Annotated in this window: 26 protein-coding genes; 21 read left to right on the top strand and 5 right to left on the bottom strand. The window is 74.0% G+C overall.

The window, feature by feature from the left end; translation table 11 throughout:
- From C5507_RS20390 to C5507_RS20380, 3 genes are all read right to left on the bottom strand, one after another.
- The coding region (locus C5507_RS20390) for a hypothetical protein (protein WP_211295539.1) at positions 1-194 on the bottom strand (194 nt) is incomplete at its 3' end.
- A complete protein-coding gene (gene cydB, locus C5507_RS20385) occupies positions 191-1,210 on the bottom strand; it encodes a cytochrome d ubiquinol oxidase subunit II (protein ID WP_104530325.1) in 1,020 nt (339 codons plus the stop codon). The genes cydB and C5507_RS20390, both read right to left, overlap by 4 nt.
- A gap of 20 nt (positions 1,211-1,230) precedes the next feature.
- The gene (locus tag C5507_RS20380) at positions 1,231-2,787 is read right to left on the bottom strand and encodes a cytochrome ubiquinol oxidase subunit I (RefSeq protein ID WP_242611078.1); all 1,557 of its coding nucleotides are present in this window, start codon (positions 2,785-2,787) and stop codon (positions 1,231-1,233) included.
- A 122-nt stretch (positions 2,788-2,909) separates the two neighbouring features.
- Here C5507_RS20380 and C5507_RS20375 point away from each other — a divergent pair, with 122 nt between their 5' ends.
- Both C5507_RS20375 and C5507_RS20370 read left to right on the top strand, forming a co-directional pair.
- Positions 2,910-3,272: a BlaI/MecI/CopY family transcriptional regulator gene (locus C5507_RS20375; protein ID WP_104530324.1), complete on the top strand. Its 363-nt coding sequence runs from the start codon at positions 2,910-2,912 to the stop codon at positions 3,270-3,272.
- Positions 3,273-3,298: 26 nt separating this feature from the next.
- Positions 3,299-4,231 carry a M56 family metallopeptidase gene (locus tag C5507_RS20370; protein WP_104530323.1) on the top strand — a complete coding sequence of 311 codons (933 nt, stop codon included), beginning with the start codon at positions 3,299-3,301 and terminating at the stop codon, positions 4,229-4,231.
- Positions 4,232-4,243: 12 nt separating this feature from the next.
- On the opposite strand, the gene C5507_RS20365 is transcribed toward C5507_RS20370, so the two are convergent.
- Positions 4,244-4,978: a FadR/GntR family transcriptional regulator gene (locus C5507_RS20365; RefSeq protein WP_104530322.1), complete on the bottom strand. Its 735-nt coding sequence runs from the start codon at positions 4,976-4,978 to the stop codon at positions 4,244-4,246.
- 118 nt (positions 4,979-5,096) lie between these two features.
- Entirely contained in the window at positions 5,097-6,437 is a 1,341-nt protein-coding gene (locus tag C5507_RS20360; protein ID WP_104530321.1) for an MFS transporter, read from the bottom strand.
- A 453-nt stretch (positions 6,438-6,890) separates the two neighbouring features.
- Here C5507_RS20360 and C5507_RS20355 point away from each other — a divergent pair, with 453 nt between their 5' ends.
- The 19 genes from C5507_RS20355 to C5507_RS20265 form a co-directional block, all read left to right on the top strand.
- Entirely contained in the window at positions 6,891-8,126 is a 1,236-nt protein-coding gene (locus C5507_RS20355) for a CaiB/BaiF CoA transferase family protein (RefSeq protein ID WP_104530320.1), read from the top strand.
- The gene (locus C5507_RS20350) at positions 8,123-8,932 is read left to right on the top strand and encodes an enoyl-CoA hydratase/isomerase family protein (protein ID WP_104530319.1); all 810 of its coding nucleotides are present in this window, start codon (positions 8,123-8,125) and stop codon (positions 8,930-8,932) included. The genes C5507_RS20355 and C5507_RS20350 overlap by 4 nt, the downstream gene beginning before the upstream one ends.
- Positions 8,929-10,179 carry an acyl-CoA dehydrogenase family protein gene (locus C5507_RS20345; RefSeq protein ID WP_104530318.1) on the top strand — a complete coding sequence of 417 codons (1,251 nt, stop codon included), beginning with the start codon at positions 8,929-8,931 and terminating at the stop codon, positions 10,177-10,179. The genes C5507_RS20350 and C5507_RS20345 overlap by 4 nt, the downstream gene beginning before the upstream one ends.
- Positions 10,176-10,943 (top strand): SDR family NAD(P)-dependent oxidoreductase, encoded by a 768-nt coding sequence (locus C5507_RS20340; RefSeq protein WP_207225749.1) that lies wholly within the window; start codon positions 10,176-10,178, stop codon positions 10,941-10,943. Before C5507_RS20345 ends, C5507_RS20340 begins: the two co-directional genes overlap by 4 nt.
- Before the next feature lie 49 nt (positions 10,944-10,992).
- Positions 10,993-11,871: a 3-hydroxyacyl-CoA dehydrogenase family protein gene (locus C5507_RS20335; RefSeq protein WP_104530317.1), complete on the top strand. Its 879-nt coding sequence runs from the start codon at positions 10,993-10,995 to the stop codon at positions 11,869-11,871.
- Between the two features lie 25 nt (positions 11,872-11,896).
- Entirely contained in the window at positions 11,897-12,772 is an 876-nt protein-coding gene (locus C5507_RS20330; protein WP_104530316.1) for a 3-hydroxyacyl-CoA dehydrogenase family protein, read from the top strand.
- Positions 12,769-13,548 carry an enoyl-CoA hydratase-related protein gene (locus tag C5507_RS20325; RefSeq protein WP_104530315.1) on the top strand — a complete coding sequence of 260 codons (780 nt, stop codon included), beginning with the start codon at positions 12,769-12,771 and terminating at the stop codon, positions 13,546-13,548. Before C5507_RS20330 ends, C5507_RS20325 begins: the two co-directional genes overlap by 4 nt.
- Positions 13,545-14,579 (top strand): acyl-CoA dehydrogenase family protein, encoded by a 1,035-nt coding sequence (locus C5507_RS20320; RefSeq protein ID WP_207225748.1) that lies wholly within the window; start codon positions 13,545-13,547, stop codon positions 14,577-14,579. The genes C5507_RS20325 and C5507_RS20320 overlap by 4 nt, the downstream gene beginning before the upstream one ends.
- Positions 14,576-15,742 (top strand): CaiB/BaiF CoA transferase family protein, encoded by a 1,167-nt coding sequence (locus tag C5507_RS20315; RefSeq protein WP_104530314.1) that lies wholly within the window; start codon positions 14,576-14,578, stop codon positions 15,740-15,742. Before C5507_RS20320 ends, C5507_RS20315 begins: the two co-directional genes overlap by 4 nt.
- Positions 15,739-16,734, top strand: a complete 996-nt coding sequence (locus C5507_RS20310; protein WP_104530313.1) for an NADPH:quinone oxidoreductase family protein — start codon at positions 15,739-15,741, stop codon at positions 16,732-16,734. Before C5507_RS20315 ends, C5507_RS20310 begins: the two co-directional genes overlap by 4 nt.
- Before the next feature lie 45 nt (positions 16,735-16,779).
- On the top strand, positions 16,780-18,474 hold the full coding sequence (locus tag C5507_RS20305) for an AMP-binding protein (RefSeq protein ID WP_158657670.1): 1,695 nt from the start codon (positions 16,780-16,782) through the stop codon (positions 18,472-18,474).
- On the top strand, positions 18,471-19,409 hold the full coding sequence (locus tag C5507_RS20300) for an NAD(P)-dependent oxidoreductase (protein ID WP_104530311.1): 939 nt from the start codon (positions 18,471-18,473) through the stop codon (positions 19,407-19,409). Before C5507_RS20305 ends, C5507_RS20300 begins: the two co-directional genes overlap by 4 nt.
- The gene (locus C5507_RS20295) at positions 19,406-19,816 is read left to right on the top strand and encodes a carboxymuconolactone decarboxylase family protein (RefSeq protein WP_207225747.1); all 411 of its coding nucleotides are present in this window, start codon (positions 19,406-19,408) and stop codon (positions 19,814-19,816) included. Before C5507_RS20300 ends, C5507_RS20295 begins: the two co-directional genes overlap by 4 nt.
- Positions 19,817-19,842: 26 nt before the next feature.
- Positions 19,843-20,664 carry an N-acyl homoserine lactonase family protein gene (locus C5507_RS20290; RefSeq protein ID WP_104530327.1) on the top strand — a complete coding sequence of 274 codons (822 nt, stop codon included), beginning with the start codon at positions 19,843-19,845 and terminating at the stop codon, positions 20,662-20,664.
- Positions 20,661-21,059 carry a hypothetical protein gene (locus tag C5507_RS20285; protein WP_104530310.1) on the top strand — a complete coding sequence of 133 codons (399 nt, stop codon included), beginning with the start codon at positions 20,661-20,663 and terminating at the stop codon, positions 21,057-21,059. Before C5507_RS20290 ends, C5507_RS20285 begins: the two co-directional genes overlap by 4 nt.
- Positions 21,056-21,922 (top strand): alpha/beta fold hydrolase, encoded by an 867-nt coding sequence (locus tag C5507_RS20280; protein ID WP_104530309.1) that lies wholly within the window; start codon positions 21,056-21,058, stop codon positions 21,920-21,922. The genes C5507_RS20285 and C5507_RS20280 overlap by 4 nt, the downstream gene beginning before the upstream one ends.
- Complete coding sequence (locus tag C5507_RS20275; RefSeq protein ID WP_104530308.1) at positions 21,919-22,827, top strand: amidohydrolase family protein; 909 nt, start codon at positions 21,919-21,921, stop codon at positions 22,825-22,827. Before C5507_RS20280 ends, C5507_RS20275 begins: the two co-directional genes overlap by 4 nt.
- Before the next feature lie 46 nt (positions 22,828-22,873).
- Positions 22,874-24,436 (top strand): acyl--CoA ligase family protein, encoded by a 1,563-nt coding sequence (locus C5507_RS20270; RefSeq protein ID WP_104530307.1) that lies wholly within the window; start codon positions 22,874-22,876, stop codon positions 24,434-24,436.
- Between the two features lie 59 nt (positions 24,437-24,495).
- On the top strand, positions 24,496-25,146 hold a 651-nt coding region (locus C5507_RS20265), incomplete at its 3' end, for an aldehyde dehydrogenase family protein (RefSeq protein ID WP_158657669.1).

The raw sequence follows: 25,146 nt of genomic DNA, 5'->3' as shown, positions 1-25,146 counted from the left end.
GGCGGGGTGGCGAGGTCGCCGTCGGCCATGCCCGCGGCGCGGGCCACCGCGTGCGCCAGGCCGGCGGCCAGCAGCACCAGGCCGCCGGTCTGCACGAGCGCGCTCAGCGCCGCCCGGACCAGTGCGCCGGTCAGCCCGGGCACTCCGGCCAGCGCGCCGAGCGGGCCGCGGCCCGAACTCGCGGGGGCGCTCATGCCGTCGCGACCTCGGCCGGCTCCTCGTGCGCCGGCTCCGCGGTCAGCCGCTTCCGGAACACCCAGTAGGTCCAGGTCTGGTAGCCCAGCACGACCGGCAGGCCGAATCCGGCGGCCCAGGTCATGACGGTGAGCGTGTAGTCGCTGACCGACGCGTCGGCGATCGTCAGGTCGAAGGCGGCGTCGATCGTGGAGGGGACGACGACCGGGTAGGCGGCACCGAAGATCGTCGCCGCCGCGGCGACCAGGAACAGCGCCCAGGCGGTGAAGGCCGCCCCCTCGCGGTCGAGCTTCATCCGGGTCCAGGCCCCGACGACCGCGACGGCGGCGAGCACCCACAGCGCGGCGGTGACCACCGTGCCGTGCCGCAGGTGCACCAGCCCGGCCCAGGCCAGGAGCGGGAGCGCGGCGACCGGTGCCCAGCGGAGCGCGAAGGCCCGGGCCCGCAGCCGCACGTCGCCGTCGACCTTGAGCGCCAGGAACAGGGCGCCGTGCACGAGGGAGAAGGCGAGCACCGCGACCGCGCCGAGCAGGGCCGGCCACCCGAGGCCGGACAAGGCCCCGCCGAGCCGGTTGCCGTCGCCGTCGATCGGCAGCCCGAGGGTGGTGGCGCCGAGCGCGGCGCCGATGCCGAGGGAGGCGATCAGCGAGCCGGTGACGATCACCCGGGTCCACGTCGCGTCCCACGCCTCCGTGTGGTGGGAGTGCCGCCATTCGAAGGCGACGGCCCGGATGATCAGCCCGAACAGCACGAGCACGAACGGCAGGTACAGCGCGGGCAGCCAGCTGGCGTACCAGCCGGGGAAGGCGGCGAACACCGCACCGACGGCGGTGATCAGCCACACCTCGTTGCCGTCCCACAGCGGGCCGATGCTGCGCAGCATGAGGTGCCGGTCGGCCGGGCGGCGGCCGAGCACCGGCAGCAGCGCGGCCACGCCGAAGTCGAAGCCCTCCAGCAGCAGGAAGCCGGTCCAGAGGACGGCGACGGCGGCGAACCAGACGGTCTGCAGGTCCATGGCTGGGCAGCTCCTGAGGCTCAGTGGGCGAACTGGAGGACGTCGTCGGCGCGGTCGCGGCGCGGTGCGCCGGCGTCGTCCGCGTCGTCCGGCGGGTCGGGGGTGAAGCCCGGCGTGGGGTGGCCGTCGCCGGTGGTGACGCCGGCGCGCACGAATCGGCCGATCAGCCACAGCTCGACCACGGCCAGCGCGCCGTAGACCAGGGTCAGCGCGATCAGCGACGTCCAGACCTCGGCGGCGGTGACGCCGGGCGAGACGGCCTGCGCGGTGAAGAAGTACACCTGGTCCTCGACCGGGACGTCGGGGTTCGGGTGGACGACGAAGGGCTGGCGGCCCATCTCGGTGAAGATCCAGCCGGTCGAGTTGGCCACGAACGGCGCGGCCACCGCCAGGAGCGAGCCGTAGACCCCGATCCGCGACGTCGGCACCCGGCCGCGGCGGGTGGCCCAGAGGGCGTAGGCCGCGACCCCGGCGGAGACGGCGCCCATGCCGATCATGAGCCGGAAGCTCCAGTAGGTGACCGAGAGGACCGGTGTGTAGTCGATCGGCTCGCCGGCCTTGTCCCCGAACGACGGGTCGTCGGGGTAGGTCTCGCCGTAGACCGCCGAGTACTCCTCCTGCAGCTCGTTGACGCCCGGGACGGCGGTCGAGAAGTCGCCGTGCGCCAGGTAGCTGAGGATGTACGGGATCGTGATCGAGTGGACGTCGTCGCACTCGTTGGAGCCCAGCTTGCTCCAGGCGAAGACCGAGAAGGACGCCGGCGCCTCGGTCTCGCACAGCGCCTCGGCCGAGCTCATCTTCAGCGGCTGCTGCTCGTACATGAGCTTGCCCTGCCAGTCGCCGGTGAGGGCGACGAGGACGAACGCGGCCAGCGACACCCAGCCGCCGAGGCGCACCGACCGGCGCCACACCCCGTGGTCGGGCTCCTCGGTCGAGCGCTCCTCGAGCTTCCGCTCGCGCAGGTGCCACAGCCCGATGCCGACCAGCAGGGCACCGGCGACCATGAGCGCGGCGACGATGGCGTGGCTGAAGGCGGCCAGGGCGGTGTTGTTGGTCAGCACGGCGAGGAAGTCCACCTGCACCGGGCGGCCGGTGGTGTCGTCGGTGACGACGCCGACCGGGTGCTGCATCCAGGAGTTCGCGGCGATGATGAAGTACGCGCTCACGATCGAGCCGATCACCGCGGCCCAGAGCGCGGCCAGGTGCACCTTCTTCGGGATCCGGCCCCAGCCGAAGATCCACAGGCCCAGGAAGGTCGACTCGAGGAAGAAGGCCAGCAGCGCCTCGAGCGCCAGCAGCGAGCCGAACACGTCCCCGACGAAGCGGGAGTACTCGCTCCACGCCAGGCCGAACTGGAACTCCTGGACCAGCCCGGTGGCGACTCCGAGGACGAAGTTGATCAGGTAGATGCGGCCCCAGAACCGGGTCATCCGCAGCCACTCGGGGTTGTCGGTGCGCACCCACATCGTGTGCATGACCGCGACCAGCACACCGAGACCGATGGTCAGCGGGACCATCAGGAAGTGGTAGACGGTGGTGATCCCGAACTGCCAGCGCGCCACGTCCAGGACGTCCACGGCACCTGTCCCCTCGTCGTCGAGGCCGACGTACTATCGACACGTTCTTTCTACGCTTCGTAGAAGACGTTTTCTACGACACGTAGAAGAGTCGCGTGTGATGTGCCGGACAGGGGGAGGCGATGGCGTCGCTGGGAGAGCTCGAGCGGGCCGTCATGGAGCGGCTGTGGGCCGCCGACGGCCCGGTGGCCGCGACGCGGCTGCGCGACGAGCTGGCCGACCGCGGGGTCGCGCTGACCACGGTGCACACCGTGCTGACCCGGCTGGAACAGAAGGGTTTCGTCCGGCACGACGACGCGCGGCCGCGCCGGTTCTCGCCGCGCGCCAGCCGCGAGGAGCACGCCGCCGAGCTCATGCACGAGGTGCTGGGGCAGGCCGCCGACCGGCAGGCCGTGCTCGCCCGCTTCGTCGGCAGCGTCAACGACGAGGAGGCCCGTCTGCTGCGGGAACTCCTGGCCGGCGCCCGCACCCGCGACGCCGGCTGACCGGCCGGCACCTCCCGCCCCCACCGATGCTGCCCGCCACCGCGGTCGCCCTCGCCGTCCTCGCCGCGCTCCTGGCCTGGCCGGTGCCGGCGGCGCTGGCCCGGTCCCGCTGGCCGGTCCGCGACCCGCTGGTGGCGCTGGTGTGCTGGCAGGCGGTCGGCCTGGCCGGTGGCCTGTCGATGATCGGCGCGCTCCTGGTGCACGGTCTCGCGCCCTGGGGGCACTCGCTGCCGGAGGCCGTGTGGACGGTGCTCACGTCCCGTCCCGCCGGGACGGCGGTGCGCGGCGACCACTGGGTAGCGCTGACCCTCGCCGCGGTGCTGGCCTTCCAGCTGGTGGGAGTGCTCGTGCTCTCGTGGGTGCGGATCGCGCGCACCCGGCGCCGCCACCGGGAGCTGCTGGAGCTGGTCGTGCAGCCGGGGCCGCAGGCCGACGCGCGGCTGCTCGAGCACCCCGCTCCGGTCGCCTTCTGCATCCCCGGCGCCCGGCCGCTGCTCGTCCTGTCCTCGGGGATGGTGGCGGAGCTCGACGAGGAGCAGCTGGCCGCCGTGGTGGCGCACGAGCGGGCGCACCTGGCCGAGCGGCACCACCTGCTGCTGCTGCCGTTCGTGGCGTGGAAGGCCGCGCTGCCGGTGCTGCCCGCCGCGGAACGCGCCCACGGCTCGGTGCGCGAGCTGGTGGAGATGCGCGCCGACGACGTCGCCCTGGGATCCCTGCACGGCACCGCGCCGCGCCGCACCCTCGCCGAGGCCATCGTGGCCGCCGCCGGAGGGCAGGGCGGCGGCGCGGTACCCACCGGGGCGCTGGCGGTGTCCGGCACCGGCGTCCGGGCCCGGGTGGTGCGGCTGCTGGAGCCGGCCGACCCGCTGCCGGCCACCGCGCGCTGGGTCGCGCTCGCCGGCGCCGTCCTGCTGCTGCTGGCCCCGACGGCGCTGCTCCTGCTGCCCGCGGTGAGCTGAACGGGCCGTCCGTCAGCGCTGCTGGTAGGCCAGCAGGTGCTCGCGCAGGTAGGTGAGGTGCTCGATCATCGCCTCCTCGGCCGCGGCGGGGTCCTGCTCGGCGAGCGCGCGCACGATCTTCTGGTGCTGGCGCACGGTCGTCCGGCCCACCTCGGGGGAGAGGTCGAGGTAGTGCACCGGCTCGGTCTCGAAGTGCAGCGCGCTGACGAAGGAGGCGAGGACGCGGTTGCCCGAGGCGCGGGCGATGGCCCCGTGGAACTGCTCGTCCAGCGCGGGGACCCGGGGGTCCTCGACGGAGATCGACTTCTGCAGGGCCACGATGTCGCGGAGCTCCTGCAGGTCGTCCTCGCTCCGGTGGGCCGCCGCCAGGCGCACGGCCGGCACCTCGAGGTGCTGCCGGACGAGCGCGACCTCCTCGAACTCGATCGTGCCCAGGGCGAGCAGGTGGTGCACCGAGTCGACCAGTGCACTGCGCAGCGCGGAGTGGTCGACCTTCTGGACGAAGCTGCCGCCCCCTGCCCCGGGGGTCTTGGTGATCAGGTTCTGGGTCGACAGGGACCGCAGGGCCTCGCGCACGGTGGTCCGGCTGACCGCGAACTGCCGGGCGAGCTCCAGTTCGCCGGGCAGCCGGTCGCCCGGCCGCAGGGAGCCGGACAGGATCGCCGCCTTGATCTGGTCCTCGACCTGCTGACGTGGCCGGAGCACCTTCTTGCCGATGCTCCCGTGCACCGCGACGGATTCCGCCACTGCGTCCCCTCGTAAGTCCGATCTGGCGCCGGCGATCGTACGTCGGCCAGAGGCGCGGCCCCGGTTCCGGGGAACCGGGGCCGCGCCAGGTGGGGTGCCACCGACCGCTGCGGTGGCGTCAGTGCTCGAGCGCCGGCTCCTTGTCCGCCGCGGCGAAGTCGACGTCCTTGGTCTCCGGACCCATCGCCGCCCCGACGGTGATGAAGGCGCAGCCGATGACCAGCAGCGGGAGCACCGTCCACTCGAACGGCATGAAGGAGGACAGCCCCGACTGGTAGAAGGCGTAGAACGACGGGATGACCACCGCGAGGCTGTAGCCGAGCCCGAAGCCGGTCGCCCGGACCCCGGTCCGGAAGCGCTCGTTGATGTAGACGGTCGTGAGGCCCCACACCGAGACGACCAGCACGGCGATGAGCGTGACCATGATGATGACGACGAACAGGTTCTGCGGCTTCGTCGCCAGGTACAGGGCGTACAGCGCGGTGCCGCCGATGCCGGCGATCCCGCCCCACACCATCAGGAACGGCCGGCGCCCGGTCCGCTGGCTGACCACGGCGCAGACGACGTACATGACGGCCACCACGAGGTACGCCACGATCAGGGTCACGCTGGTCTGGGTCGGGGTGAGGTTGCTCTCCGTGCGCAGCAGCCCGGGAAGGATCGCGGTGACGCAGTTCAGGGAGAGCCAGAAGCCGGTCATCAGCACGAAGACCTGGATGAAGCTCTTGCGGTTCTCGCCGGTGAACAGGTCCTTCACCGGGGTCCCGCCGCCGCCGCTGCCCTCGAACAGCTCCGACTCCCGGACGCTCTTCAGGTAGTACGCGACGAAGGCCAGGGCCATGGCGCCACCGATGAAGAACGGGATCCGCCACCCCCACTGCACGTACGGGGAGTCGATGTCCCCGGCGGGGGCGATCTGCAGCATGACGAACGTGATCACGGCGACCGAGACGTAGGCGAGCGGGAAGCCGGTCATGATCAACCCGCCGTTGAGGCCGCGCTTCTCCTTCGGCGAGTACTCCATCGCCAGCGGGCTGGCCGCGGTGTACTCGCCGCCGACGAAGATGCCGATCACGAAGCGCAGCAGCACGAAGGCGACGACCGAGCCGATCCCCCAGGTCTGGTACCCCGGCAGCAGTCCGACGACGATCGTCAGGATGCCGAAGCCGGCGACGGCGATGACGGTGGCGTTCTTGCGACCGTGCATGTCCGCGTAGCGGCCGAAGATGAGCGCCCCGAGGGGTCGGCCGACCAGCGTCGCGGCGAAGATCATGCCGGTGATGACGGCCGTCGTGGACGCGTCCAGGTCGGGCGAGATGAAGTACCCGATGGCCGGCGCCAGGGCGATGATCGGCAGGTAGATGTCGAACATGTCCACGTAGAACCCGTAGAAGGCGCCCCGCTGGGCGTGCTTGCGATTCCGTTCGTGCTCGTCGGTGGCCTGCGCGGTTGTCGTCATGCCTTCTTCCTCCGTATCAGGGCCAGGTTCCGCGAGCGCGGACCCTGCAGTCGGAACGCCGCGCACGCCCCTCGGCGTCGTGGCCGGCCCGCGACGGCCGCCGGCGAGCTCGCCGGGGGAGTCCTCCGCGGTTCAGTTCCGCGTCCACCGGCCGCGGGGAATGGTGGCCGAGGAACGTGTGCCGGATAATGTCGGTCATTAACCAGGTGTGTCAAGGGTCACGGCACAAACAAGATTGTGGGCCATTGGATCGACCCGATCACGACACGCCAGTGGGTCCATCACTGCTGGTTACATGACCTGTGCCGCGCCGTGTTGTGGTGCACACCCTGGGGCCGCGCAGGCGTGGGGGATGGTTCTCCAAATGTCCGACATTGACACCCTCGCTGTCGACTGCCTAGGTTTCGCCTCAGGCCGCGAGACGCGAGAGGGCGGTGCGGAACAGTGCAACCGATGACGAGGGCGGGCTCCCCGCCGCCCCTGGACGGGCTCCGGGTGGTCGACATGTCGACCTCCTACGCGGGCCCGACCGCCTCCATGTACCTGGCGGACCTGGGCGCCGACGTGGTGAAGGTCGAGCGCCCGCGGACCGGCGACGACGCCCGCTCCTGGTGCCCGCCGAGCGCCGACGGGGCGTCGGCCTGGTTCGCCTCGGCCAACCGGAACAAGCGCAGCGTCGCGATCGACCTGCGGTCGGCCGACGGGATCGCCGTCCTGCACCGCCTCCTGGCCGACGCCGACGTCCTGATCGAGAACCTCAACCCCTCCAAGCTCGCCGCCCTCGGGCTCGCCCCCGACGACGTCCGCGCCCGCCATCCGCGCCTGGTCTACTGCGCGATGTCGGGTCTCGGGCTGACCGGGCCCGATGCCGCGCTGCCCGGCTACGACCTGGTCGCGCAGGCGCGGTCCGGGCTGATGTCGGTCACCGGCGCGGCCGGCGGGTCCCCCCAGCGCGTCTCCACGGCGCTGTCCGACATCGTCACCGGGATGGCGGCGGCGCTGGCCGTCACCGCCGCCGTGGTCCGGCAGCGCGCCACCGGGCAGGGTGACCTCGTCGACGTCTCGCTGCTGGACTCCGACCTGGCGCTGCTCGCTCCGCGGGTGGCGGCCTACCTGGCCGGCGAGCCGGAGCCGGCCCCCAGCGGGGGCACCGACTCGGTGCTGGCGATCTACCAGCCGTTCCCGACCGCCGACCGGGACATCGTCATCGCGATCGGCAACGACGTGATCTGGCGGCGGTTCTGCGTCGCGGTCGGGCTGACCGCGCTCGCCGAGGACGACCGGCTCGGCGACAACGCCGGCCGGCGTGCGCACCGCTCGGAGCTGGTCGCCACGATCACCGACGTCCTCGCCCGGCGGCCGGCGGCCGAGTGGCTGGCGGTGCTGGCCGGCGCCGGCGTCCCCACCTCCCTCGTGCAGGGCCTGTCCGAGGTGACGACCGACCCGCAGGTCCTGGCCCGCGGCGCGATCCTGCCGGTGCCCGGCTCCGACGGCGCGCTCAACGGCGTGCGCAGCCCGTTCCGGCTGGCCTCGATGCCCGAGCCGCGCAACGAGCGGTTCCCCGAGCTCGGCGAGCACACCGTCGAGGTGCTGCGGCAGGCCGGGTTCGAGGCCGCCGCCGTGGAGCGCCTCCTCGCCTCCGGTGCGGTCGCCGCGCCGGCCGCCACCGCGGACCGGAGGGTGTCGTGAGCGGCACCGCGGTGGTCGAGGTCGACCGGGACGGCCCGGTCGCGACCGTCCGGATCACCCGCCCCGAGGTGCACAACGCGCTGAACGCGCGGGTGCTGCGCGACCTCGACGCGGCGGTCGCCGGCCTGCCGGGCGAGGGGGTCCGGGCGATCGTGCTGACCGGTACCGGCACCCGGGCCTTCAGCGCAGGTGCCGACCTCGACGAGCTCGCCGGGCTGTCCGCCGACGACGCCTACGACGTCCTCGCCGCCGGTCAGGCGGTCGTCGGCCGGATCGAGCGCTGCCCGGTCCCGGTCATCGCGGCGGTCAACGGGCTGGCCCTGGGCGGTGGCTTCGAGGTGGTGCTGGCCTGCACCTTCGCCGTCCTCGCCGACACCGCCCAGCTGGGCCTGCCCGAGGCCGGCCTCGGGCTCATGCCCGGCTACGGCGGCACCCAGCGGCTGGCCCGCCGCGTCGGGCAGCCGGTGGCCGCGCACACCATGCTCACCGGCGCCCGGATCCCGGCCGACCGCGCGCACGCCCTCGGGCTGACCCCGGTGCCCCCGGTGCCGGTGGCCGACGTCCTGGCCACGGCGCAGGAGCTGGCCGCCCAGGTGGCGGCCCGGGGACCCCGCGCGGTGCGGGCGGTGCTGCTCGCGCTGCGGCACGGCGCCGACGCGCCGCTGGAGGCGGGCCTGGCGTTCGAGACGGCGCTGGCCGGGCTGGTCACCGGCAGCCCGGAGGCCGCCGAGGGGATCGCCGCCTTCAGGGAGCGCCGTCCACCGCGGTTCGGCGACGCCCCCGCAGGTCAGGAGGACCACGCATGACCGGGCCCGCCACCGACGGAGTCCTCGACACCGATCCGCACGCCTACCTCGCCCTGCACGGCGCGCTGGACGAGGAGGTGGCCGACGCGCTGCTCGACCCCCGGGAGCGCGAGGTGCGCGACCGCACCCGCGAGGTCGTCGCCGAGCACGTCGCCCCGGGCGCGGCCGCGCGCGACCGGGACCACGTCTTCGCGCACGACAGCTACCAGGCCCTCGCCCGGGCCGGCCTCGGTGGGCTGCTGGTGCCGGAGGAGTACGGGGGGACCGCGGACGGGACGGTGGCCTATGCGGCGGCGATGGAGGAGATCACCGCCGGGTGCCCCGCCACGAGCCTGGTCTACATGACCCAGATGCACGCGGCGTACCCGATCCTGCACGCCGGCACCGCGGAGCTCGCGCAGCGGTACGTCCCCGGCCTGGTCGACGGCAGCCGGTACGGCTCCCTCGGGGTGACCGAGCCCGGAGCGGGTAGCGACGCCTCGTCGCTGCGGACCCTCGCCGTGGCCGACACCGGCGCCGACGGGCTGCCCACCGGCTACGCGATCACCGGGTCCAAGACCTTCATCACCACCGGCGACCGGTCCGACGTGGTGGTCTGCTTCGCCACCGTCGACCCACGGGCCGGCCGGCGCGGCATCACCGCCTTCGTCGTCGACGGGGACGCCCCCGGCCTCTCCCGCGGCGCGCCCATGGTCAAGACCGGGATGCACGGCTCGACCACCGCGGAGGTCTTCTTCGACCGGACCCCGGTCCCGGTGACCCACCGGCTCGGCGGCGAGGGCGAGGGCTGGGCCATCGTGGTCAGCTCGGTGACGAAGTCGCGGATCAGCGCGGCCGCCCAGGGCGTCGGGCTGGCCCGGGGCGCCTACGCGCACGCGCTCGCCGCGCTGCACCGGGCGCACGGCGGCGAGCTGCCGCCCGACACGGCCTTCGCCCTGGCCGACATGCGCTCGGCGATCCTGCGCGGTCGGCTCACGCTGCTCGGCGTCGCCCGCGAGGTCGACCGGACCGGTGGGGCGACCGGGGGTGCGATCGCGCTCATGAAGCAGGCCTGCACCGACATCGGCTGGCAGGTCGCGGTGGCGGCCACGAAGGTGCTCGGCCGGGTCGGGGACCTGGCCGCATCCGGCGTCGAGCGCTACCTGCGCGACGCCAAGGTGACCCAGATCTACGACGGGACGAACGAAGTGCAACGACTGCTCATCGCCCGCGACACCGCCGGACGGCTGAAGGGGGCGCTCCGGTGACCGCCGCGCAGCCGCAGACCCTGCTCGGCAAGGTCGCCGTCGTCACCGGCGCCGGCCGCGGGCTCGGCCGGGCGCTGGCGCTGGCGCTGGCCGACGCGGGGGCCGACGTGGCGGTGGCCGCGCGCAGCCGGGACCAGCTGGAGCAGGTCGCCGCCGAGATCGAGGGCACCGGACGGCGGGCGCTGGTCGTGCCGACCGACGTCACCGATCCCGCCGCCGTCCAGCAGCTGGTCGACACGACGGTCGCCGAGCTCGGCGGGCTGGACGTCCTGGTCAACAACTCCGGCGTCATCGACAGCACCCCGCTGCTCGAGCAGGACCCGGCGGACTGGGACCGGGTCCTCGACACCAACGTCCGCGGCACCTACCTGGCCACCCGTGCCGCCGGTGCGCACATGGTGGCCCAGGGCTCGGGCAAGGTCGTCAACATCGCCTCCAACTTCGCGTTCAAGGGCGTCCCGGGGCACGCGGCGTACTGCGCCTCCAAGGCCGCCGTCGTGGCCTTCACCCGGGCGATGGGCGTGGAGTGGGCCCGCTACGGGGTCCAGGTCAACGCGCTGGCGCCGGGCTACTTCGCCACCGACATGAACGCCGACCTCCGGGCCGACGACGCGGCGCTCGCCCGGGTGCTGCGCGCGGTGCCCGCCCGCCGCATGGGCCAGGCGCACGAGCTGGCCCCCTGGCTGCTGCTGCTGGCCGGCCCCGCGTCGGACTTCATGACCGGCGAGGTGGTCGTGCTCGACGGGGGCCAGACCGCCCGATGACCGACCGTCCGCACCCGACCACCGCTCCGGCGAGGAAGAAGAAGGACCGATGACCCAGGACCAGCTCACGGTCGCCGTGGTGGGCGGCGGCACGATGGGGGCGGGGATCGCCGTCGTCGCCGCCCGCGCCGGGCACCGCACCATCCTCCGCGACCTCGACGACGCCGCCGTCCAGCGCGGCCTCGACACCGCCGAGAGCTTCCTGCGCAGGAGCGCCTCGCTCGGCAAGCTCACCGAGGACCAGCTCGGGGCCGCACTGGCCAACCTGACCGGCACCACCGAGCTGCGCGACCTCGCGCCGGCGGCGGTGGTCGTGGAGGCGGTGTTCGAGGACCTCGAGGTGAAGAAGACCCTCTTCGCCGAACTGGACGACGTCGTCTCCCGGGACGCGCTGCTGCACACCAACACCTCGACCCTGTCGGTCACCGCCATCGCCGCGGGCTCCCGGTACCCCGAGCGGGTCGTCGGGACCCACTACTGCAACCCCGCGCAGCTGATGAAGCTGGTCGAGGTGGCCGAGGGCCGGCACACCGCCTCGGCGGCCACGAAGCGCTCGCTGGAGTTCCTCGCCGGCGTCGGCAAGACGACGGTCCTCACCAAGGACCGTCCCGGCTTCATCCTCAACCGCTTCCTCATCCCGTGGGAGAACAACTGCATCCGGGCCCTCGAGGCGGGGCTCGGCACCGTCGAGTCGATCGACCGCGCCGTCCTCGGCGCGCTGCGGCACCCCATGGGTCCCTTCCAGCTGCTGGACGTGGTGGGCCTGGACGTGCACAAGGCGGTGTCGATGCGGCTGTACGAGCAGCTGCGCGAGCCGCGCTTCGCGCCGCCGCCGCTGGTCGACCGGATGATCGCCGCCGGCGACCTCGGGCGGAAGACCGGCCGCGGCTTCTACACCTACGAGACCACCAAGGCCTTCGGTGCCTGAGGGCCGCGGCGACGGGAGCACGAGCATGAGGACCTTCAGGCGGGTCGCGGTCCTGGGCTTCGGGACGATGGGGGGCGGCATCGCCCAGGTGGTGGCCGCCTCCGGTCGCGACGTCGTCGTCCTGGAGACCGAGCAGGCGCGGATCGAACGGGGCACCGAGGCGGTGCGCTCCTTCCTCGACGGCGGGATCAGCCGCGGCAGGACCACCGCCGAGGAGCGGGACGCCGTCCTCGGCCGGATCAGGGGCACCACCGACGTCGCCGACCTCGCCGGGGTCGACCTCGTGATCGAGGCGGTCGTCGAGCAGCACGACGTCAAGGTCGACCTGCTCGGGCAGGTGGCGGAGATCGTCGGGCCGGAGACGGTGCTGACGACCAACACCTCGGCGCTGTCGGTGACCGACCTGGCCGCGTCGCTGGCCGCCCCCGGTCGCATGGCCGGCCTGCACTTCTTCAACCCCGCGCCGGTGATGGCGCTGGTCGAGGTGGTCCGGGCGCTGCAGACCGACGACGACGTCGTGGCCGACCTGGTGGCCTTCGTCGAGGACATCGGCAAGTCGCCGGTGGAGGTCAAGGACCGCCCGGGCTTCCTGGTCAACCGGCTGCTGATGCCCTACCTCAACGACGTGGTGCAGGAGTACGACGACGGCCTGGCCAGCGCCGAGGACATCGACGTCGCCATCCAGCTGGGCCTGGGCTACAAGCTCGGCCCGCTGGCGCTGCTGGACCTGATCGGCATCGACGTGCACCGGCACGCCACCGAATCCGCCTACGAGGCGACGCTCGACCCCCAGTTCGCCCCGCCGCCGCTGCTGCACCAGATGGTCGCGGCCGGCTACCTCGGCACCAAGAGCGGCCGAGGCTTCCGCGCGGGCACCACCGAGCACGGAGAGGTCCGATGAGCGACTACACCGACATCCGGAGCGAGACCTCTGGGCCGGTCCTGACCCTGACCATCGACCGGGAAGTCGCCGGCAACAAGCTGCGGGTGCAGACCCTGCTGGAGCTCAAGGACGCGCTCCAGCGGTTCCGGACCGACCCGACGCTGCGCGCCGCGGTGCTCACCGGGGCCGGCGACAAGTTCTTCTGCATCGGCGGCGAGCACGACGAGACCACGTCGCTGGACTACTCCCAGGTGCTGCCGATCATCGACGTCTACGAGGCGATCGACACCATCGCCAAGCCGGTCGTCGCCGCGGTGAACGGCTTCGCGGTGGGCGGCGGCAACGTGCTGCACAACGTCTGCGACCTCACCATCGCCGCGGAGAACGCCGTCTTCCGGCAGGTCGGGCCCATGGTCGGCAGCTTCGACGCCGGCTACGGCACCTGGTACCTGGAGGACTCCGTCGGCCGGAAGCGGGCCAAGGAGATGTGGTACCTCAACCGCAAGTACACCGCGGAGCAGGCGCTGGCCATGGGACTGGTCAACGAGGTCGTCCCGGCCGGCCAGGCGGTGTCGCGGGCCCAGGAGGTGGCCGCGGAGATCGCCACCCGCAGCCCGATGGCCATCGGGGCGCTCAAGGGCGCCTTCTCGGCCCGGCACACCGGGGTGCTCGGGCAGGCCCGCATGGCCCACGACCAGCAGCTCACCCTCTACCTGGCCACCAAGGAGGCGCACGAGACGGGGCACGCCTTCGGCGCCAAGCGGTCGCCGGACCCGGAAACGTTCTGGTCGTGAGGCGACCCTGGGCCGGCCCCCGGCTGGACGACGAGCAGCAGGCGGTCCTCGACCTCGTCGACGACCTCACCGCGGGCCCGCTCGCCCGCGTGGGCGACGACCGGCCGGACGACGTCGACGCCGCCCGCCGGGTCCTCGCCGACCAGGGGTTGTGGACGCTCGGCGTGGCCGAGTCCGACGGCGGCGGGGGAGCGCCGGCAGCGACCACGCTGGTCGCCCTGGCCCGGCTCGGCGGCACGTGGCCGGCGCTGGCGTGGGCGTCGGTGCAGGCGCACGCCGCGGCACCGGTCCTGGCGGCCGCCCGCCGGACACCCGCGCTGCTCGACGGCCTGCACGACGGCGCCCCGGTGGCGGTGACGGCGGCCGACCCGGGGTCGGTCACGCTCACCGGGGGGCGGCTGACCGGCGCCCTGGACCGGATCGACCCGGCCGGCCGGGAGCCCCGGCTGGTGCTGCTGCTCGACGCCGACACCGCCGTCCTCGTCCCGCCCGAGGGCATCGCGTTCGGGCCCCCGGTCGCCCGCACCGGCCTCGACGGCGCGCTGACCGTCGGCGTCCGGCTGGACGCGGCAGTGCCCGAGGGCGACGTGCTGCGCGGCCCGAAGGCGCGACGGGCCCGCACCGTCCTGGACGCCGGCGCGGCGGCGATCGCCGCCGGGATCGCCGAGGCCGCAGCCGCCACGGCGCTGGACTACAGCGCCGGCCGCGTGCAGTTCGGTGCCCCGCTCACCGAGCTCCCGACCGTCCGCGCGTCGCTGGCGGCGCAGGCCGCGACCGCACGCGCCCTCCTGGTCACCGCCGTCACCGCCGACCTGGACCGGCCCGACGCCGTGGCCGCGGCCCTGCTGCCGGCCTGCGACGCGGCCCTCGACGTGGCGGCCGCCGCGGTGCAGTCCCACGGCGGCTACGGCTACATGACCGAGTACCCCGTCGAGGGGCTGCTGCGCGACGCGGTGTCGCTGCGGGCCGCCGCGGGCGCCGTGGAGGCCGCCCGGACGGCGGCGCGCACGCTCGTGGGGGCGGACGGATGAGCGCCGCGGGGAACGGCCGGCCGGCACCGCCGCTGACCGGCATCCGGGTGCTGGACTTCTCCACCCTGCTGCCCGGCCCGCTGGCGACGCTGGTGCTGGCCGAGGCCGGCGCCGAGGTCCTCCAGGTCGAGCGGCCACCGCACGGCGACGAGATGCGCAGCTACGTACCCAGGCTGGGCGGGAGCAGCGCCAACTACGCGCTGCTGAACCGGGGCAAGCGCAGCGCCGCGGTCGACCTCAAGGACCCGGCGGTCCGCGACCGGCTGCTCGCGCTGGCCACGGAGGTGGACGTCGTCGTCGAGCAGTTCCGGCCCGGCGTCATGGACCGGCTGGGCCTGGGCTACGAGGACTTCCGAGCCGTCGCCCCCGGCATCGTCTACTGCTCGATCACCGGCTACGGCCAGACGGGGCCGGCGGCCGGCCGGGCCGGGCACGACCTGAACTACCTCGCCGAGTCCGGGCTGCTGGGGGTGGTCGTCGACGAGCGCGGCGATCCGCACCTGCCGCCCACCGTGATCGCCGACATCGCCGGCGGCACCTACCCGGCGGTGGTCAACATCCTGCTGGCGCTGATCCGGCGGCAGACCACCGGCGAGGGCTGCCACCTGGACATCGGCATGACCCCGAACCTCAGCACGCTCGCCTACGGCTACCTGGCCACGCATGCGGGTAGCGGGACCTGGCCGGAGCCCGGCCGCGACCTGCTCACCGGCGGCAGCCCGCGCTACCACGTCTACCGGACCGCCGACGGCCGGCACGTGGCCGCCGCGCCGCTGGAGGAGCGCTTCTGGCGCCGCTTCTGCGAGCTCGTCGACCTGCCCGCGGAGCTCCGGTCCGACGCCGGCCGGGAGGACGAGGTGATCGCCGCCGTCGCCGAACGGATCGCCGCCCGTCCGGCCGCGCACTGGAGCGAGCGGTTCGACGGCGAGGACGTGTGCTGCTGCGTGGTGGCCACGCTCGAGGAGGCGGCCCGCAGCCAGACGCTGCGGACCCGGTCCGCGCACCGGGTCGCCGGGCCCGGGTTCGACGTCAGCGCCCTTCCCGTCCCGGTCGTCGACCAGCTCCGCGCCGAGCCGGGCGCCCTGCCCTGTCCGCCGTTGCGGACCGGTCCGGAGGCACTCGCCTTCGACCGGACCGCCCACCCCTCCGGGAGGTCCGCGTGAGAGCAGCACTGGTCCAGGAGTTCGGCCCACCGGAGACCCTCGTCGCCGGTGAGCTGGCCGATCCCGTGGCCGGGCCGGGTGAGGTGCTCGTCGAGGTGGCGGCGGCCGGGGTCAACTTCCCGGACATCCTCGTCGTCGCCGGCGAGTACCAGATCCTCCCCGAGCGCCCGTTCAGCCCGGGCAAGGAGATCGCCGGCACGGTCCGCGCGGTCGGGTCGGGCGTGGCCGGCTTCGCCGTCGGCGACCGGGTGCTCGCCCAGATCGAGCACGGCGGCTACGCCGAGCTGGTCACCGTGCCCGAGCCGCAGATCGTCGCCCTGCCCGACGAGGTCCCGTTCGTCGACGCCGCCGCCTTCGGGCTGGGGGCGATCACGGCCCACTTCGCCCTGGTCCGCCGGGCCGGTCTGCGGCCGGGGGAGACCGTCCTGGTCACCGGTGCGGGCGGCGGTGTCGGCTCGGCGGGGGTGCAGATCGCCAAGGCCCTCGGCGCGACGGTGGTCGCGGTGGCCCAGGACGAGGAGCGGGCCGCGCTCGCGCGGTCGCAGGGGGCCGATTCCGTGGTGCTGGCCGGGCCGTCGATGCGCGACGAGGTCCTCGCGCTGACCGAGGGGCACGGGGCCGACGTGGTCCTCGAGCTCGTCGGGGGCGAGGTGTTCGCCCAGTCGCTGCGCTGCACCGCCTGGGAGGGACGGCTGGTCGTCATCGGCTTCGCCTCCGGCGACCTGCCGACCATCAAGGCCGGGCACGTCCTGGTCAAGAACCTCGCCGTCCTGGGCCTGCAGGTGTCCGACTACCGCGACCGGGAGCCGGAGTCGGTCCGGGCCGCGATCGAGCACCTGCTGCAGCTGTACGTCGCCGGCCGGCTCACGGTGCCGGTCGCCCGCACCTACCCGCTCGAGCAGGCCGGTGCCGCGCTCGAGGCGGTCCGGTCCGGCAGCGTCGCCGGGAAGGTCGTCCTCACCGTCGACCCGGTCGCCGCCGCAGCCGGCTGAGCCCCGCATCCCCAGCCCCACCGATCCGTACGAGGAGCGACCGTGGTGACCGACCAGCGAACCAGCACGCCGTCCCCGACCCCCGCCGGGGCGCACCCGGGCATCCGGCCGGACAGCCGGCTGACCGCCGAGCTCGCCGGCGAGTACGAGCGCAGCGGCGCCTGGGCCGCGGACCCGCTCCGCGCCCTGCTGACCGCCGCGGCCGCCGAGCACCCGGACCGGGTGGCGGCGGTCGACCGGACCAGCGGGCAGCCGGGCGCGCGGCGCACGACCTACGCCGAACTGGACGAGCGGGCGCACCGGTACGCCTGCGGCCTGCACGCCCTGGGCGTCCGGCCCGGGGACTTCGTCGCGGTGATGCTGCCGAACTCCACGGACTTCGCGGCCCTCATCTTCGCGATCAACGAGCTGGGCGCCATCTACAGCGGCATCCCCGTCGCGTACGGCGAGCGGGAGGTCGAGGTCATCCTCCGCCGGACCGGCGCCGCGGTCGTCGTCGTCGCGGAGCGGTTCGGCAGCAACAGCCCGCGGGCGCTGGTGCAGGGGCTGCGGGGCGGGCTGCCGGCGGTCCAGCACGTCGTGGTGGCCGGCGACGTCCCGGACGGCCCGACCGGCGACGGCATGCGGCCGCTGTCCTCGCTGCTCGACGCCCGCGAGGTGGAGTTGCCCGCGCCCGACGCGCGGGCGCTGTGCCACGTCGGCTTCACCTCCGGCACGACCGGGGAGCCGAAGGGGGTCATGAACACCTCCCAGACCCTCTTCGCGGTGCTGCGGAACTGGGTGGCGCACATGGGCCGGGAGACCCTCGGCGAGCCCCTGGTCAACCTGATCGCCTCGCCGGTCGGGCACCACACCGGCTTCCTCTGGGGCGTGCTGCTGACCACCTACCTGCGCGGGACGGGCGTGTACCTGGACCGGTGGGTGCCCGAGCAGGCCGTGGTCGTGGTCCGCGAGGAGGGCATCACGACCATGTTCTCCGCGCCGACCTTCCTGCAGGACCTCGTGCTCACCGAGCTCGCGCACGACGAGCAGTGCTCGCTGCGCACCCTGGTCCTGGCCGGGGCGCCCGTGCCGCGGACCCTCCCGACGGTGGCCGGCGAGCTGTTCGGCAGCTACGTCTGCCCGGCGTGGGGCATGACCGAGCTGGGGATCGGGATCTCCTGCTCGCCCGCCCTCCCGCCGGCGGCGCAGGCGACCGACGGCGTCCCGGTGCCGGGCACCGACGTCAGCGTCGTCGACACGGACGGGGCCGAGGCGGAGCCGGGGGTCATCGGCGCGCTGCGGATCCGCGGGCCCGGGTTGTTCCTCGGCTATCTCGACCTGCCCGACGCGACGGCCCGCGAGATCGACGCCGACGGCTGGTTCACCACCGGCGACACCGCCCGGCGCACCGAGGAGGGCTACGTCCTGCTCGAGGGGCGCACGAAGGACATCGTGATCCGCGGTGGGGAGAACATCCCCGTGACGGTGGTGGAGAGCCTGCTGTTCCAGCACCCGCAGATCGTCGAGGCATCGGTCATCGGGATCCCCGACGTCCGGCTGGGCGAGCGCGCCTGCGCCGTCGTCGTGCCGCAGGGCGACGCCGAGCCGACGCTGGCCGAGGTGTGCGAGTTCCTCCTGGCGCAGGGCCTGTCCAAGCACTTCCTGCCCGAACGGCTGGAGCTGGTCGACGGGCTGCCCAAGACGCCCAGCGGCAAGATCCGCAAGGTGGAGCTGCGCACCCGGTACGCGGGCTCGTGAGCACGCTCTTCGTGGGGCTGGGCCGCATGGGCGCGCCCATGGCCCGCCGCCACTCCGCCCGCTTCGACACGGTGGTCTCCGACGCCCACCCCGCCGTCGCCGCCGCACTGGCCGAGGAGCTGGGCTGCCGGGCCCTGCCGACGCCGGCCGAGCTGCCGGACGACGTCGACACCGCCGTCCTGATGCTGCCCGACAGCCGGATCGTCGAGACGGTGCTCCTGACCGACGGGCTGCTCGGCCGGCTGCCGGCCGGGGCGCTGGTCATCGACATGGGGTCCTCCGAACCGGCCAGCACCCGGCGGCTGGCCGCCGACGCGCGGGCCCGCGGCATCGGGTACGTGGACGCGCCGGTCTCCGGCGGCGTCGCCCGGGCCGTGACCGGAGAGCTGTCGATCATGGTCGGTGGGGATCCGGAGGACGTCGAGCGCGCCCGTCCGCACCTGGAGCCGCTGGGCGGTTCGGTGCTCGTGGTCGGCGGGGCCGGGACCGGCCACGCCGCCAAGGCGCTGAACAACCTCCTGTCGGCGAGCAACCTGGCCGCGGCCGCCGAGGTGCTCACCGTCGCCGCGGGCTCGGGCATCGCCCCGGAGGTGATGGTCGAGGTGCTCAACGCGTCCACCGGGCGGTCGCAGGCCACCGAGGTGAAGTACCCGAAGCACGTCCTGACCGGCAGCTACGACTCCGGCTTCGCCATGGACCTGATGATCAAGGACCTCGGCATCGCCCGGTCCCTGGCCGAGGCGCAGGGGGCGAGCACGCCGGTCACCGACGCCGCCTACGCCGCGGCGGTCGCCGCCCGTGAGGCGCTCGGCGGTGCGGGGCTGGACCACACCGAGGTCGCCCGCCACTACGAGTCGGTCAACCGGGTCTCGCTGCGCAGCGGGACCGGGGACCGGCCGGAACCACCCGCAACCGACGACGAGGAGACCCCGTGAGCGACGACCCGCAGGCCTACATCGACGACATGGCCCGATCCCGGGGCTACGTCCTCGACTACCACAAGGTCATGGCCAAGCACGACTTCCCGGTGCTCCAGGCGGCCAACGGGCTGGTGAGCGCGGCGTACCTGGACCAGCGCCGGCTGGACCGCCGCACCAAGGAGCTGATCTTCATCGTCAGCCTGACGGTGATCCGGGCGTCGAAGGGGCACATCCAGAGCCACATCCGGGTGGCCCTGGACCTCGGGGTCAGCCCGGAGGAGATCCTCGAGGCCATCGAGATCGCGCTCCCGGAGGCCGGGATCGTGGCCTTCCAGGCCGGCTTCGACGCCTGGCGCGAGGTCGTCGGCGCCGACGGGCTGGAGCCGACGGTCGCGGTCCACGAGGGCGGCCGCGGGGCGTGATGACCGGCGGCGGGGAGGCGGTGGGCATGTCGGCGGCGGAGCCGGACGACGTCTACGAGGTGGTCGTCGTCCGGCACGGCACCCGCCGGGCGCGGCGGAGCGAGGTGTTCCTCAACCACGCCCAGTACGGCGAGCCGGACGCCGACTTCACGGTCGACTACTACCTGTGGGTGCTGCGCAGCCGGACCACGACCGTGCTCGTCGACACCGGCTTCGGCCGGGGACCGGCGGAGGCACGGGGGCGCACCGTCCTCGTCGACCCCGCGGACGCCTACCGGCGGCTGGGCGTGGACACCGCCGCGCCGCACGTCCTGGTCGTCACCCACGCGCACTACGACCACATCGGCAACGTCGAGCTGTTCCCCGCGGCGACGGTGGTGGTCAGCGGCGCGGAGGTCGACTTCTGGACCTCGCCGATGGCGGCCAAGCCGCTGATCGGGCACTTCACCGAGGCCGACGAGGTGGCCGCGCTGACGCGGGCGGACACGGAGGGGCGGCTGCGCCGGTTCACCGGCTCGGTGGAGGTGGCGCCCGGCGTCGTGGTCACCGAGGTCGGCGGGCACACCCCGGGGCAGGCGATGGTCACCGTCCGCACCGCCGCCGGGACCGTGCTGCTCACCTCCGACGCCGTGCACTTCACCGAGGAGCTGGAGCGCGACATGCCCTTCATCGCCGTCACCGACCTGCCCGCTCTCTACCGGGGGCTGCAGACCGTCCGCGACCTGCTCGCCTCCGGCGCGGTCGACCACCTGCTGACCGGCCACGACCCCGGCGTGCTCGACCGGCTCGAACCGGTGTCCCCGGAGCTGGCCGGGGTGGCCGGGGTGCTGGGACGGCTGCCGTCGTGAACCCCGAACGGCTGGCCGACTGGGCCCGTGCGGTGGCCGGCGACCCGGAGAACGCCCACATCGGCCGGTTCTCCGCCTTCACCGCCCGCCTGGTCGACGACGGTGGGGGAGACGTCGTGCTCCGCTACGACCACGGAGCGGTGACGGTCGAGGACGGCCGCCCCGGCGCCGACCTGGAGCTGCGGGGGCCGGGCAGCGCCTGGCGCGAGCTGGTCGACCCGGCCGCGGCTCCCCGCCGGCACGACCTGCTGGCCCTGATCAAGGCGCCCGACGGCCTCGAGGTGGTCACCGGCCGGGAGCACCTGATCCGGCACCTGCGGGTCATCACCCGGCTGGTGCAGCTCGCCCGGCTCCAGCACGCGGAGGACGACGAGCAGCAGGAGGCGCACCGGTGATCGAGGACGTCGTCGGCAGGTACGTCCACCTGACGTCCTCCGGTACCGGCTACCGCGTCTACTTCGAGGAGGCCGGCACCGGGCCGGTCCTGCTGGCGCTGCACACCGCGGGCTCGGACAGCCGGCAGTTCCGGCACCTGCTGACCGATCCGGAGGTCACCGGCCGGCACCGCGTGGTGGCCTTCGACCTCCCGTGGCACGGCCGGTCGCTGCCGCCGGAGAACTGGTGGACCGAGGAGTACCTGCTCACCACCGACCGCTACGTCGCCCTCGTCGAGGACTTCTGCTCGGCCCTCGGGCTGGACCGCCCCGTCGTGCTGGGCTGCTCCATGGCCGGTTCGCTGGTGATCGAGCTGGCCCGGCGGGACCCCGAGCGCTGGGGCGGGGTGATCGGCCTGTCCGGGGCGCTGCACGTCGAGGGGCGCTTCCAGGACTGGTCGCTGCACCCGGACATCAACGCCCAGCAGGCCGTCGCGTCCTGGACGGCGAGCCTGATGTCGCCGTCCAGCCCGGAGGTCTCCCGCCGCGAGGTGTGGTGGACCTACAGCCAGGGCGGGCCGGGGATCTACCGCGGCGACACGTACTTCTACTCCGAGGACCTCGACCTGCGCGGCCGGGCCGGCGAGATCGACACCGCGCGGTGCCCGGTGTACCTGCTGACCGGCGAGTACGACCACGCCTGCACCCCCGACGACACCGCCGAGGCGCTGGCGGCCATCCCGGGCGCCCGCGGCGGCACCATGCCGGGCATCGGGCACTTCCCGATGGCGGAGAACTACCCGCTGTTCCGCACCCACCTGCTGCCGGTGCTGGCCGAGCTGGCCGCCGTCCGCACCGCCGACCCCTCGGGGGACCGGCGATGACCGGTATCGACGCCCACTGCCACGTCTTCGTCGCCGACGGCGTCGACATGTCCCGGTTGGTCGGCGGGGCGGCCTACGACCCGCCACCGTTCGACGTGCACGACCACGCCGAGCACCTGCGGGCCGCGGGCTGCGACCGCGGGGTGCTGGTCCAGCCCAGCGCCTACGGCGACGACCACCGGTGCCTGCTCGCCGCCCTGCGCACGCGGCCCGACGCGCTGCGCGGCGTGGTCTGCGTCGCGCCGGGCACTCCCGCGGACGAGCTGGCCGCCATGCACGCCGCCGGGGTGCGCGGCACCCGCGTGCAGGACGGCTACCCCGGTGGCGTGCCGGTCGAGGCGCTGGTGGAGGTCGGCGGGATGGTGGCGCCGCTGGGCTGGCACGTGGAGGTCTGGACCGACGTCCGCCGGCACGTCGACCGGCTCGGCGACGCCGTCCGCCGCTGCCCGGTGCCGGTCGTCCTGGACCACCTGGGGTACCTCCCGTCGGACGTCGCCATCGACGCCCCCGCCATGCGCCTCGTGCTGGAGCTGCTCGCCGAGGACCAGGTCTGGGTGACGCTGTCGGGACTGGAACGGCTGCTGCCGCCCGGCGTCGAGGCCGGGCACGGCGGGCCGGACTTCGCCGAGGCCTGGGAGCGGCACGAGCAGGCGATCACCGAGCGGGTCCGCGCGCTGGTCCAGGTGCGCCCGCAGAACCTGCTCTGGGGCAGCGACTGGCCGCACGTCGGCGTACGGCTCCCCGTGCCCGGCGCCGCCGGCATGCGGGAGCGGCTCGAGCGCTGGGTGCCCGACCCGGCCGTCCGGCAGGCCGTGCTGGTCGACAACCCCGCCCGCCGCTACGGCTTCGGTCCCGGGGGGCCGGCCGTCCCCGAGCCGGTCGCCGCCCGACCGGGCACTGTGTGACCCACGGCTCCGCACGATCCGCTCCCGCCGACCCCAGGAGACCCGGATGGCCTCGTTCACGTTCAGCCAGCTCAGCCCGACGGCGTACCTCGAGAGGTCGGCGCGGGTGTTCCCCGAGCGGACCGCGATCATCGACGGCGACCGCCGGTTCACCTACCGGGAGTTCGCCGACCGGTCCCGGCGGCTGGCCGGCGGGCTCGCCGCCCGCGGCATCGCGCCCGGGGACCGCGTGGCGGCGCTGTGCGCCAACAGCGCCACCATGCTGGAGCTGCACAACGGCATCCCGTGGGCCGGCGCGGTCATCGTGCCGCTGAACACCCGGCTCTCGGTGGCCGAGCTCGGCTACGTCCTGGAGCACTCGGGGGCGTCGTTGCTCGTCGCCGATCCGCAGTTCGCCGGGACCGCCACGGAGGTGGCCGCGGCCGCCGGGGTCCCGCTGGTGCTGGCCGGGGACCCGGACAGCGGCTACGAGCAGCTGCTGGCAGGCGGCGAGCCCCTGGCCGTGCAGTGCGCGGACGAGACCGGGCTGCTCGCCCTGAACTACACCTCCGGGACCACCGGGCGGCCCAAGGGCGTCATGTACGCCCACCGCGGGGCCTACCTCCAGTCGCTGGCGATGGCGATGCACACCGGCCTCGGCCCGGGCAGCCAGTACCTCTGGACGCTGCCGATGTTCCACTGCGACGGCTGGTGCTTCCCGTGGGCCGTCTCGGCCGCCGGGGCCACCCACGTCTGCCTGCCCAAGGTGGAGCCCGCCCGCATCTGGCACCTGCTGCGGACCGAGGGCATCACGCACTTCAGCGCGGCGCCCACCGTGCTCACCATGATCCTCGACGCCGACGAGGCGGCCGACGGACCGGTGGAACCCCGGGTCGAGGTGCAGACCGGCGGAGCGCCCCCGACGCCGACGCTGCTGGCGCGCATGTCGGAACTGAACATGCGCGTCACCCACCTGTACGGGCTCACCGAGACCTACGGCCCGCTGGCGCTCAACCAGTGGCATCCGGAATGGGACGAGCTCGGCGCCGACCAGCAGGCCGAGCTCAAGGCCCGGCAGGGGGTGGGCAACGTGGTCGCCGATCCGCTGCGCGTCGTGGGCGACGACGGCACCGACGTGCCGCGGGACGCGACGACCGTCGGGGAGATCGTCGCCCGGGGCAACGACGTGATGCTCGGCTACTACCGCGACGACGACGCCACCGCCGCGGTCACGCTCGCCGACCCGGACGGGGAGCGCGGCTGGTTCCGAACCGGCGACCTCGCCGTCGTCCACCCGGACGGCTACGTGGAGATCCGGGACCGCAGCAAGGACATCATCATCTCCGGTGGCGAGAACATCTCCTCGGTGGAGGTCGAACGGGCCCTCGACGCGCACCCCGCCGTCGTGGAGTCGGCCGTGGTGGCCGAGCCGCACGAGAAGTGGGGCGAGGTCCCGGTGGCCCACGTGACGCTGCGGGCGGGGGCCGAGGTCGACGACCAGGAGCTGGCCGACTTCGTCCGGTCCCGGCTGGCCTCGTTCAAGGTGCCCAAGCGCTTCGTCCGCGGCGACCTGCCGAAGACCTCCACCGGCAAGGTGCAGAAGAACCTCCTGCGCGAGCAGCACAGCTGACCCCTTCCACCCACCCGGCAGCAGCCGCTGCCGGCGCACACACCCCACGGGAGAACACCATGGCCATCGCCACGATCAACCCGGCCACCGGCGAGACGCTCAAGACCTTCGACCCGCTCACCGACGAGGCGCTGGAGGACAAGCTGGCCCGCGCGGCCACCGCCTTCGACGCCTACCGGCTGACCTCGCCGCAGGAGCGGGCCGGGTGGCTGCGGGCCGCCGCGGACGCCCTCGAGGCCGATGTCGACCGGGTGGCCGAGCTGATGGTCACCGAGATGGGCAAGACACTGGCCTCGGCGAAGGCGGAGGCGACCAAGTGCGTGGCCGGCTTCCGCTGGTACGCCGAGCACGGCCCGGTGATGCTGGAGCCGCAGGAGAAGGACGCGGCGGCGGTGAAGGCGCAGCGGGCGTTCGTGGTGCACCAGCCGCTGGGTGTGGTGCTGGCGATCATGCCGTGGAACTTCCCGCTGTGGCAGGCGGTGCGGTTCGCCGCCCCGGCCCTGATGGCCGGCAACGTGGGTCTGCTCAAGCACGCCAGCAACGTGCCGCAGTGCGCGCTGTACCTGGAGGAGCTGTTCCGCAGGGCCGGGTTCCCCGCCGATGTGTTCCAGACGCTGCTGATCGGCTCGTCCACGGTGGAGCGGGTGCTGCGCGATGACCGGGTGATGGCCGCGACGCTGACCGGCAGCGGGCCGGCGGGGCAGTCGGTG

It is taken from the genome of Blastococcus saxobsidens, assembly GCF_002938435.1.
In the GTDB taxonomy this organism is placed as follows: domain Bacteria; phylum Actinomycetota; class Actinomycetes; order Mycobacteriales; family Geodermatophilaceae; genus Blastococcus; species Blastococcus saxobsidens.
This window is presented reverse-complemented; position numbering and strand designations above follow the sequence as displayed.

Bases quoted from the DNA above. Each gene is read 5' to 3' on its own strand.
- C5507_RS20355 (WP_104530320.1), top strand. From the start codon at position 6,891: ATGACGAGGGCGGGCTCCCCGCCGCCCCTGGACGGGCTCCGGGTGGTC.
- C5507_RS20315 (WP_104530314.1), top strand. From the start codon at position 14,576: ATGAGCGCCGCGGGGAACGGCCGGCCGGCACCGCCGCTGACCGGCATC.
- C5507_RS20330 (WP_104530316.1), top strand. From the start codon at position 11,897: ATGAGGACCTTCAGGCGGGTCGCGGTCCTGGGCTTCGGGACGATGGGG.
- C5507_RS20345 (WP_104530318.1), top strand. From the start codon at position 8,929: ATGACCGGGCCCGCCACCGACGGAGTCCTCGACACCGATCCGCACGCC.
- C5507_RS20360 (WP_104530321.1), bottom strand. From the start codon at position 6,437: ATGACGACAACCGCGCAGGCCACCGACGAGCACGAACGGAATCGCAAG.
- C5507_RS20290 (WP_104530327.1), top strand. From the start codon at position 19,843: ATGTCGGCGGCGGAGCCGGACGACGTCTACGAGGTGGTCGTCGTCCGG.
- C5507_RS20270 (WP_104530307.1), top strand. From the start codon at position 22,874: ATGGCCTCGTTCACGTTCAGCCAGCTCAGCCCGACGGCGTACCTCGAG.
- C5507_RS20275 (WP_104530308.1), top strand. From the start codon at position 21,919: ATGACCGGTATCGACGCCCACTGCCACGTCTTCGTCGCCGACGGCGTC.
- C5507_RS20370 (WP_104530323.1), top strand. From the start codon at position 3,299: ATGCTGCCCGCCACCGCGGTCGCCCTCGCCGTCCTCGCCGCGCTCCTG.
- C5507_RS20335 (WP_104530317.1), top strand. From the start codon at position 10,993: ATGACCCAGGACCAGCTCACGGTCGCCGTGGTGGGCGGCGGCACGATG.
- C5507_RS20375 (WP_104530324.1), top strand. From the start codon at position 2,910: ATGGCGTCGCTGGGAGAGCTCGAGCGGGCCGTCATGGAGCGGCTGTGG.
- cydB (WP_104530325.1), bottom strand. From the start codon at position 1,210: ATGGACCTGCAGACCGTCTGGTTCGCCGCCGTCGCCGTCCTCTGGACC.
- C5507_RS20325 (WP_104530315.1), top strand. From the start codon at position 12,769: ATGAGCGACTACACCGACATCCGGAGCGAGACCTCTGGGCCGGTCCTG.